Annotated in this window: 2 protein-coding genes; both read right to left on the minus strand. The window is 42.9% G+C overall.

Annotated elements, in window-relative coordinates; all coding sequences use genetic code 11:
- Positions 1 to 3,014, minus strand: a 3,014-nt coding sequence (locus tag OQ279_RS08445; protein WP_370866516.1) for a beta strand repeat-containing protein, incomplete at its 3' end; no start/stop codon positions are given.
- Between the two features lie 267 nt (positions 3,015 to 3,281).
- Positions 3,282 to 11,594: DUF8693 domain-containing protein (locus OQ279_RS08450; protein WP_266069454.1), on the minus strand; the 8,313-nt coding region annotated here is incomplete at its 5' end.

The following is an 11,594-nucleotide window of genomic DNA, read 5'->3' on the forward strand; positions in this document are numbered from 1 at the left end:
GAAGCTTCACAACCCTTGCTATCTTTTACAGTGATCACATGATCTCCTGCAGAAAGATTATTGAAAGTAGTGGCTGTAGAAAAGTTTCCTCCATTGATGCTGTAGGTATAACCTGAATTTCCACCTGCAACAGTGCCGACAGTTACTTTTCCGTCGTTGCCACCATTACAGGAAACGGGCGTGCTGGTAGAGTTGGTGAGAGTCAGGACATCTGGCTGGGAGATAGTAACAGTTTCCGAAGCTGTACAACCCTTACTGTCTTTTACAGTGATCACGTGATCTCCTGCAGAAAGATTATTAAAAGTTGTGGCTGTTGAGAAACCACCTCCATTAATGCTATAGGTGTATCCCGAATTTCCGCCTGAAGCAGTGCCGACAGTTACTTTTCCGTCGTTGCCACCATTACAGGAAACAGGCGTGGTGGTGGAATTAGTCAGAGTCAGGATATCTGGCTCGGAAACTGTTATTGTTTCTGAAGCTTCACAGCCCTTACTGTCTTTAACAGTAATGATGTGATCTCCTGCAGAAAGATTATTAAAAGTAATGGCTGTAGAAAAACTACCACCGTTAATGCTGTAGGTATAACCTGAGTTTCCACCTGAAACAGTGCCCACAGTTACTTTACCGTCGTTTTCTCCATTACAGGAAACGGGAGTGGAGGTAGATCCTGAGAGGGTCAAAACATCGGGTTGAGAAACATTTACTGTTTCTGAAACCTCACAGCCCTTACTGTCTCTAACAGTAATGATATGATCTCCTGCGGAAAGATTGCTGAACGTAGTTGATGTTGAGAAACCACCACCGTTAATGCTGTAAGTATAACCTGAATTTCCGCCTGCCACAGTTCCTACACTTGCAGTTCCGTCGTTTTCTCTATTACAGGAAACAGGAGTGCTGGTTGAGTTGATGAGAGTCAGTACGTCTGGCTGAGTCACAGTAACCGTTTCCGAAACTTCACAACCCTTGCTGTCTCTTACAGTGATCACATGATCTCCTGCGGAAAGATTGCTGAAAGTATTCGCTGTTGAAAAACCACCTCCATTAATGCTGTAAGTATAACCTGAATTTCCGCCTGCAATCGAGCCGACAGTTACAGTACCATCACTTCCTCCATTACAGGAAACGGGCGTGCTGGTAGAGTTGGTGAGAGTCAGGACATCTGGCTGGGAGATAGTAACAGTTTCTGAAGCTTCACAACCCTTACTGTCTCTAACAGTAATATTGTGATCTCCTGCGGAAAGGTTGCTGAACGTAGTGGCTGTTGAAAAACCACCACCGTTGATGCTGTAGGTATAACCTGAGTTTCCACCAGCAACTGTGCCGACAGTTACTTTTCCGTCGTTGCCACCGTTACAGGAAACAGGCGTGCTGGTAGAGTTGGTGAGAGTCAGTACGTCAGGCTCGGAAACTGTAACAGTTTCTGAAGCTTCACAGCCCTTGCTATCCTTTACAGTGATCACGTGATCTCCTGCGGAAAGATTGTTGAAAGTAGTGGCTGTAGAAAAAGAACCACTGTTGATGCTGTAGGTATAACCTGAGTTTCCGCCTGAAGCAGTGCCGACAGTTACTTTTCCGTCGTTTCCTCCATTACAGGAAACAGGCGTGGTGGTAGAATTTGTAAGGGTTAGTACATCTGGCTCGTAAACTGTAACTGTTTCCGAAGCTTCACAGCCCTTACTGTCTCTTACAGTGATCACATGATCTCCTGCGGAAAGGTTGTTGAAAGTAGTTGCTGTAGAAAAAGAACCACCATTAATGCTGTAGGTATAACCTGAATTTCCACCTGCAAACGTGCCGACAGTTACTTTTCCGTCGTTGCCGCCGTTACAGGAAACGGAAGTGGTGGTGGAATTTGTCAGAGTCAGTGCATCCGGCTCAGAAATAGTAACAGTTTCCGAAGCTTCACAACCTTTGCTATCTTTAATAGTAATGACATGATCTCCTGCGGAAAGGTTTTTGAACGTAGTAGCTGTAGAAAAAGAACCACCGTTGATGCTGTAGGTATAACCTGAATTTCCACCTGAAGTAGTACCGACAGTTGCCATTCCATCACTTCCTCCATTACAGGAAACAGGCGTGGTGGTGGAATTTCTGAGAGTCAGTACGTCTGGCTGGGAAATTGTAACCGTTTCTGAAGCTTCACAGCCCTTTCTATCCTTTACAGTGATAACATGATCTCCTGCGGAAAGATTATTAAAAGTTGTGGCTGTTGAGAAACCACCTCCATTAATGCTATAGGTGTATCCCGAATTTCCGCCTGAAGCGGTGCCGACAGTTACTTTTCCGTCACTTCCTCCATTACAGGAAACGGGAGTGGTGGTGGAATTTGTGAGAGTCAGGACGTTTGGCTGAGAAATTGTAACCGTTTCCGAAGCTTCACAGCCCTTGCTATCCTTTACAGTGATAACATGATCTCCTGCGGAAAGGTTATTGAAAGTAGTTGCTGTTGAGAAACCACCTCCGTTAATGCTATTGGTATAACCTGAATTACCACCTGCAACCGTGCCGACAGTTACTTTTCCGTCGTTTCCTCCATTACAGGAAACGGGCGAGGTGGTGGAATTTGTAAGGGTTAATACATCCGGCTGAGAGATCTCTAGATTCGGATTCAAGGTAACCCGGCAGGAAGTATCAGATTTATCAGTTATAAGTACCTGATAACTTCCAGGTGCAAGATTTTGGAAATTACCCGAATCCTGCCAGGAGTTTCCATTATCAATGCTATACTGATAACTTCCGCTCCCTCCTGAAGGTCCCGAAATATTTATTGATCCGTCACTGTTGCCATTACAAGTGATGTTAGTTGAAGACAAACTGGCCGAAAGGCTACATTCCTGAAAAGCAGCAGAAAAAATTCCGTAAGGAGATTCCGCCCAACTTTGTGCCTGAGGCTGATGCTCCTGAGGGAAAATGTAAGTATTTGATGTAGAGTTATTCCAAAAGGATGCCAGTACCGAACTTGTCAGTAGTAAAAAAAAGACCAAAATTTTGAGAGAATTGTAGATTTTCCCCATGGCAAACCGTTAAAAATCAGCAGGTAAAAGTAGGAAAATTTTCAAGATTGTGTTCTTTTATTCCTTTTTTTAATCGGTAAAAGAATTAAAAATCCGATTAAATACACTTCTTTTAAGGTTTAATCTACCTGAAACCACTTCCAGATCCTTTTGGTTCTTTTGAACTTGGTTTTATTGCTGAAATAACTTTTCGAGAGTTGTGATTCAGGGTTGCCACAACTTTCAGGTATTGATAAAAGTATGATGAAAGGATTGAGCAAAAAAACCTTAATCTATCCGGTCAACAAGGAATTTCAGCACCCGGGTAAAATCTTCGGTATAAACACGTACAAAGTACATGCCTTTGCTGGGGACTTTTATCGGTAATTTGCTGATTTTTTCAAGCTCAATATTAGAATAGGTATGTATTTCCTGTCCTAAAGCATTGAACAAAACGGCCTTTTTGAGAGGTAACAGCCCTGGATTTTTAATTACCACCTCTTTATACTCTGATGAATAAACTAAATTGAATTTACCCTGAGCAGGAGTGGGTTCTTCGGGTTGTTCACTTCCGTCGCCATCACCACTTCCGTCGCCATCACCACTTCCGTCACCATCACCACTTCCGTCACCATCACCACTTCCGTCACCATCACCATCACCGTCGCCATCGCCACTTCCATCACCGTTATCGTCACCATCATCCCCATCACCGGGATCTTCTGTATCATCTTTTTTCTCATGGAAGACAAGAGAATAACGATCATGAATTTCACCGGGTTCAATTGTTGTAGTAAAATCAGATTCTCTCAAGTTGTAATAAGTGTCGGTAGCATTGTCTCTAATAAATATCGGAAGATCATCAGGGATGTTTTCCATTTCATCTATTGCAATGGTGAACTCTCCTTCCGTAGAAATTTTAAGACCCAGAGGTAAAACCCGTTCGGTATCAAAATCGGGTACTCCCTGAATTACCAGTCTATCCTCCTCTTCTCCCATAAGCCAGTACATATCCTCTTTATTGTTTTCGATAAGAGGTGCGTCATAACCCAGGTCGAAACCTGAAGTTGTAGCGGTATCACGGGTGACCAGTAGCTGGCGGTGGTAACCTGCCGGAGATTCAAATTTCAACCAAAGTCTCATCCTGTTTTCCTCCTTAGAAGTATCTTCGGCTGCAGTATTCTGGCTCCCTGTTTTCTTTTCCATAGAATGGAAAACGACTTTTGTGGAATCCGCCTCAGTTTGAAATACCCGCTGGCTATTATTGAATTTAACCTCTCCACCTGTGATTGTCACATTTGGATTAAGCGACAATGCAGGGTTTAAAACGGTATTGATAAAAAATCCCTGGCCCACAGCAATATACTGGCGTGGTTTTTTTCCGCCCTGTCGGTTTGGGTTCTGGTTATTGATCCTGGCATCATTGGCAATAGCACGTATACCACCAGCCAGGTTGTAAATTGCGTAACCTCCTACATATTCAGTAAGAATGTGGGTTTTATTTGCAAAATGAGACCAGAAATAAATTGAGCCATTAAATACATTTTGAGAGTTTCTGCCTAAGGGAACATTCTTTAAGTTATCCCTAATAAATTCACTTGCGTCAATGGCTGAAGGATATGGGTTCCCAATTAAATAATTTTGATCCAGTCCAATGTTCAGGGTAATGGGCCCATTATTGGGCATACCTCTAAAAGTGTAATTTTGGAGCTCCTTTATATCTTTATTTCCTCTTGACCCTTTCATGGTAAACCCTTCTCCTGTAGTTACAAGTGTGCCTGGGGTAATTTGTTTCCACTTGCTGTATTCCCCGGCTTTACCGAAAAACTTATTGAGCCAGTAGGAACTGATTCGAATAGGATCTTCTTCAGAATAATTATGATCTGCATAATGATACTGAGGATTAAAATCTATGGGTTTGGGATTTTCTGGCTTACTACCGTCCATAAGGACATCAATAAGTTTATATCCTGAGTTGGGCGCATTTCCTTTTATACTTACAGGAGAACTCCAGTAATTGTAGTTATAGCTGCTGGCAGTACCCTGCTGGTCACGTTCAAGGTATCCCGATCCCTCTACCTTACTGCCTTCTGGCTGTAAAAGCTGTGATTCTCCATTAAGATCGAGTACGCCGTCCAGCTTAAGATAATGAGTTAGTGTTAGGCTGGTACCACTCTTATTATTTTCTCCTTTTAAATTAAGAGTCCCTGTTTTGTCCAGTAAGCCCAAGAGGGTAATATTCTGAGAGGAAGTGGGATTGTTGACTTTTTTACCATTAAGATCTACAATATTCCAGTTAATTGCATCCCCATTTATCCCGCTGGTATTTGGAGCGTTCCATACATTTGGCATGCTAATATTTCTTCCGTTGTACGGATTGGGCAGCTGCCAGGTGTTTTTGTCAAACCAGTTACCGTCACTGGTAAAAAGTTTGTAGGGGAGAGGTGCAGTGTTTTCCTGCATATCTTCGATGTTCTTCAGGTTTCCGTCTGCTGTATTTCCCAGGTTTCCAAGGTTGACGGTAAAGCCGTTAGCTATCAGACCTTCTTCGGCCAGGAGTTGATAATATCCTGGAAGTTTACTCCACGACTGTACTTCGGGAGCGTTTGGCAGGTTTAGATCATTTCCTAAGACACTTCCGTTTACCTGAGTATCATTGGTTTTCTCCAGCCGCTGATTCATGTAGAACCTTATTTGCTCAACAGAAATTCCCGTATTCCATATTCGAACCTCTTCGATAAAGCCTGAGAAGTTATTTTTACTTCCACTAAAAGAAGAAGCGTAAGTAGCTCCAATAATAGCCGGGGCACTATTGTCAACAATAGCATTTGGAGTAATACCCGAATTGGATTTTACCAGGATGCCATCTACATAGAGCTGCAGTTCGTTGCCAGAATATACCCCTGCCACGTGAAACCAACGATCTGTTGTTAATGAGTTTACAGAAGTTACACTCTTATTCCCGACCCTAAAAGCAGGAGCTCCATTGCTTAAGATAAGATCGTAGCCAGAATTTAATTTATCTTCTTCCCGTTTAGCAATTATAGTTCTTGTTCCTGTAAGATCATGAGGTTTGACCCAGGCTTCGATAGAGAGGTTGCTGTTCACCATGTCGTAGTGATCACCAAGATCTACAAAATCGTCGTTTCCATCAAAGTTCAATCGGCTACAGGCGGGGGGAAGTTCAATTACTACTGTGTCACTTATTTTGCATTCTTCAACAGTAGGAGTTACTACCCAACTTATTTCATACTTTGTATTTGCCTGACCCGTAAACCAGGTATTTGGAGCTAATTCGTTTTCAAAAATGGGTGAATTACTAGTTGTTGGTGCAGTTGCAATAACTTCCCATCTGCCAGTCCCCAGGTTAGGATCTACAGGTATGGCGTTTAACTGAATTTTACTTATGCCACATTCAGCAACAATGATATCTTCACCTGCATCCACAATAATTTCTAATGGCTGATCTATAGTAATATTTTCAGAAAGCAAGGTACATCCATATGCTGTATTTGCGGTAAAAGTATAAGCTCCGGCTTTAAGGTTGGTTACCTCAAAATTCCCTGTGGTATTATTTACTTCTGAAGCAACTTCAGATCCGTTATTGTTTAGTAAAGTTAGAGTGTAATTAGGGGAATCACCCGCAATCACTCCTCCACTTACAGTAATTGTGGCACTACCATCTTCACCATCAAAACAAGTGACATTTGTGACCGAGGTACTGTCAATTTGTAATGCTGAAGGTTCTAAGACAGGAGGACTGGTAACCTCTATCTGGCAGCCATTGGTGTCTGTAACAATTACAGAATAACCCGATTCACTTGGAGGAAGGTTGGTGACGGTTTGGGCTGTTCCAACAGTATTTCCGTTTTGGTCCTTCCACTGATAGGTGAAAGGAGCTGTTCCTGTTCCTTCTGTCACGGTTACAGTTGCAGTACCATCCTGTGCACCAAAGCAATTTACAGGGGTGACAGAAACGGTCGCAAGGGGAGAATTGTAAAAAGAGATATTCACCTCATCAATACAGGTAGCGTTGGGATCAATAGAGGTTAAGGTAAGTATTACCCCGTTTTCAGAAGTAAGATCAGCTTCTCCCGGAGTATATATGGCATCCAGGGCCTTACTATTGGAAAAAGTACCGGTGCCGTTTGTAGACCAGGTGCCACCATCGTTTGATCCTGATATTTGCCCATGCAGCTGAATGGTTCCCACATTAGAACACACAGTTTGATCTTCGCCGGCATCTATACCTAAAACAGTCACAGTTGCTAAAGCCTCCTGAGGTTCGCACCCGTAAAAATCGGTTACTGTTAATTTATACTGTCCGGTCATATTTGCCGTAACATTTTCAATTACAAGGCTTTTTTCAGATGAAACTACATCTCCATTCGGGTTGGTCCAGGTATATTCAAACGGTTCCCGTCCTCCTTCAAATTCTGGAGTAATTTCCAGTATTTCTCCCTCACATAAAAACGTAGCCGGGATGGGGTCAATTGAAAATTTTATTGGTTCCAACGTACCAAAAGAAATATCATCCAAACCAAAGTCGTTACCATCACGAATTGTTTCTAAATTGATGATCTCGAGAGTGGCTGTAGTAGCGTTTTGAGAATTCCAGAAGGGGTTACTGTAGAATTGAATCCATTCTCCAACAGCGATATTTCTTAGATCGGCTATGGTTCCGGTGGGCACCCCGTTTACTCTAAATTGAAGTCTTGCAGGAGTTTTGGGGTTAACATTGGTTCCCCAGGCACTGAAATAATAATCGGTATTCGGCTGAATATTTTCAATGGTTTGCCGCCAAATGACTTTTCCTGATCCAGGAGCCCCATTAATTATCATAAACTTACCATTCCCCGAAGTATGATCTCTTCCGTCAAAGTCATTGTGATAATCACTTGCATCCCTGTCAACTGCAAAATCCCCTTCTGGATAAAGGTCACCCGAATTGGTTCTGTTGCGATATTCGGTATAGAAGCCGGTTACGCCATTCTCAAAATTTCCATTAACCAGTAGTTCTTCAGAAACATTTATGGAAGCCGAACTTTCACAACCAAACTCGTTGGTGACGGTGAGTGTATAGGTTGAAGCTATCTGTACATTCTGAGTTCTATTTGTACCCAGCAGTTCTCCTCTTGATTCCCATTTGTAAGTTAAATGTTCATTATCAGAAACGAGCTCTATCCAGGTTGAATCGCCGCAATAATTTGCAGTAATAGATGGTGGCTCTGGCTGATTCACCACAACTTTAACTGAAGCACTGCCAGGACAACCGGTATCTGGATCGGTGTAGGTGGCAGTATAAACCGTAGTGCGCTGAGGATTGACATTTTTTGGATTGGCATCTGTCGATGTCCAGTCACTAACATCACTGGTCCATTTTACTTCAGGAGCAGCCACACCATCTCCTGTAACAGATATGTTGTCTACAGCCCAATACCAGTCATCATTTGCGTTGTCATATCTAAACCTGATCTGCACATTTTTTTGTCCTGCAAGGTTACTTATGTTATAAGTCTTTTTTACAAAGTTTCCTGCTTCGCCCTCTGTAGAAGTATAAGTGTCAATTTCTTGCCAGCCGTTCCCGGTATTGTATTCAAGGATTCCATAATCTCTGTTCTGTCTTCCTCCTCCGTCTCTGTAATGATGCCAGAAAGTGAGCTGGAGCGTATTATATCCTTCAGTATTAAAGCTGGGGCTTGTAAGTTTTACATCATTAAAATTACCGCCATAACTATGACTGTTTACAAGAAAAAATTGATCACTGGTACTGGAGTTGAAATTAACTTCTTCGCAGCGGTATTCGTAACGACCTCCCCACCAGCTATTGTCCCGAACAAAGACCCAGCTACATTCTTCGTAAGCCACCGTTCCACTATTTGTCAATCGCCACCTGTTTCCATTGGTAGGGGTCTGCCACCCGTCTTTTCCTGAATTAAAATTAGCACTCAGTAATTCCGAGGGCAAATTTGTACTGTTTGCAAAAGAAGTTTTAGAAAACAAATCTACATTGTCTCCCCGGCAGATGGTTATCTCATCGGTAACTTGAGCTCCTCCATTTCTAGAAGCAGAGACCTCAGTATCAGGAGAAGGAGTCACTGATACAACTACATTGTAAACCTGAGGGTTAGTACAGTTATTGGAGCTCAGTACAAAGCGATATGTAACCCCAAGTGTTTGTTGTGTGGTATTATTTAAAACTTCCTTAATAGCACCTGTACCACTACTGGTCTCATTGCTAATTCCGGGTACCGCGGCTCTGGTCCACGAAAAAACTGTACCTCCTGTGGAACTGGTAGGAATATATTCAAATTCTGTTCCACTACAAACCCCATCCGGGCTAAGGGTACTGCTTAATAAAGGAGTAGGAGTTACAGTTGTTTCTATCTGGGCTGTTTGAATGCAACCTTCTGGAGAAACCATTATAACTTCATATACTACCGCTATGGGGTTTGTGGTAGTATTGATTAAAACTTCACTAATATTGCCGGTTTCGCTATTGGCGGGTGTTGAGATTCCGGAAATCTGGGGCCGGGTCCAGCGAAATTCAGTTCCGGGTATGTCGCTGCTGAAAGTGTACTCAAAGGCCGTTCCTGAACAAAACCCGGCTGCCTGTGTCGGGCTGGTTAAATTGGGAGTGGGTTTTTCGGTTACCACAACCGGTTTTATTACAGAGCAACCATAAGTGTTCTCTGCTTTAATATAGTAAGTTCCCACACTGGTTTCAGTAGGTTTCCTGAGAGGAATGGAGGCCGAAATATCCTTCCAGTAAGTGAAAGTCAGGTTAGGTGTAGAACCGGTTGTGATTTCGGGACTTGTTAAATCTACTATTGCCGGGGAGCAAATAGTTTCAGGATTGGTTATAATTAATGAAGGAAGAGGATTCACAGTAACAGTCACACTTATGGGCGTACCAGTACATCCATTTGCTTCAGGCACAATTCGGTATTTTACAACCTGGGGCTGGGAGCTGCTATTGGAAAGCGTCTGAATAATCTGATTTCCCGAGCCTTCAGAAGCTCCGGTGATCTCATTGCCTGCTTCAGCAATAGTCCAGGAAAACGAAGTCCCACTGCCGCTTAAGTTAATGGAGGTGCTTTCTCCGGAACATATTTGCTGGCTGGCCGGACTCACTGAAACTGTCGGGGTGGGGTTTACCGTCACATAATAACTTACAGGTGTTCCGGTGCACCCATTTACCACAGGGGTTATTGTCACAGTTGCCGTTCCGGTTTTAGCAGTAAACGCCGGGATTTCGGTCACATTAGTCCTGTTGGATAATCCAACAGCCGAACCACCAGAAATATTGAATTTAGTGCCGGTTACGTTAGCGCCAAGAGGCAGGATCTCTGTTGTTTGACCGTTGCAGTAAGTCTGCTCCTCAGGAAAAACATTCACTTCCGGTTTTGGTTTTACCGTTATTGTGAAGGTTTCTATTTCTCCGGGACAATCGTTTGCTGAAGGAGTCAGGCTAATAGTGGCTACCTGGGTCACATGAGTGCCATTAGTGGTGGCGACAAATGCAGAAATATCTCCATTTCCTGAAGGACTAAGACCAATATTGGTGTTATCATTACTCCATGCCACTTCACTTCCTGTTACCGAAAAGTTTGAAAGATCAATCTTACTAATCGTTTCTCCTTCACATACCACAATATCATTAGGTTTTGTGATGGTAGGAGTAGGGTGAACTGTAAGGGAAAAGTTTATCGCTTCCCCTTCACAGGCATTCCCAAAAGGAATAACTTCAAATACGGCGGTAACAGATTCATTCGTATTGTTCTTGGCTGTAAAAGCCGGGATGTTTCCCGTTCCACTGGAAGTCAGTCCAATATTGAGATTATTGCCGGAAGCACTTTTATAAGACCAGGAATAAGATTTGTTTTCCAGAGAGTTCCCTGTGAATGCTATGGCAGGAATTTCTTCCGTATTACAAAATTCTTGACCATCTGCTTTATTGCCATTAATTTCTGGAGCATCAACGGTGGGTTCAGGAATGTTAATGGTTTGGTCTTTAGTACTGAAGTTTCCTTTGTCATCAGTGAAAGTCCAGGTAACCGTATATTGTCCCGGACCATCAAAAATGAGCTTTGGGGTTTCCCCTTGAATTTCACCTGAACAATTATCCTGTGCCACAGGAACAGGAATAGCTTCCCCGCAACTCCAATTCTCCAGCGTGCTGATGTTAGGCAGGGTGGGAGCTTCTTTATCTTCAATAGTAACTTCTATAGCTCCTGAAGCGGTTAATCCTGCTGCATCGGTGACGGTGTAATTAATGGTGGTTTTTCCAATGCTGAAGGTTTTAGTACCTACCTGACCTGTTCCATTTCCTGATGTCACTCCGGTCATGGTCCAGCTCAAGTTTTCCCCCGAACAGTTGTCGCTAAAACTCACATTTGGAATAGCGATAGATGCGGTACACTTTCCTGTATCTGTACTCTCAAAAATGTCATTTCCAAGGGTGATTTTTGGAGCTTCATTATCGGTAACCGTAATGTCTATAGCTCCTGAAGCGGTTAATCCAGCTGCATCGGTGACGGTGTAATTAATAGTGGTTTTTCCAATGCTGAAGGTTTTAGTACCTACCTGACCTGTTCCATT

Origin of the sequence: Salinimicrobium profundisediminis (genome assembly GCF_026241755.1) — a bacterium.
GTDB lineage: Bacteria > Bacteroidota > Bacteroidia > Flavobacteriales > Flavobacteriaceae > Salinimicrobium > Salinimicrobium profundisediminis.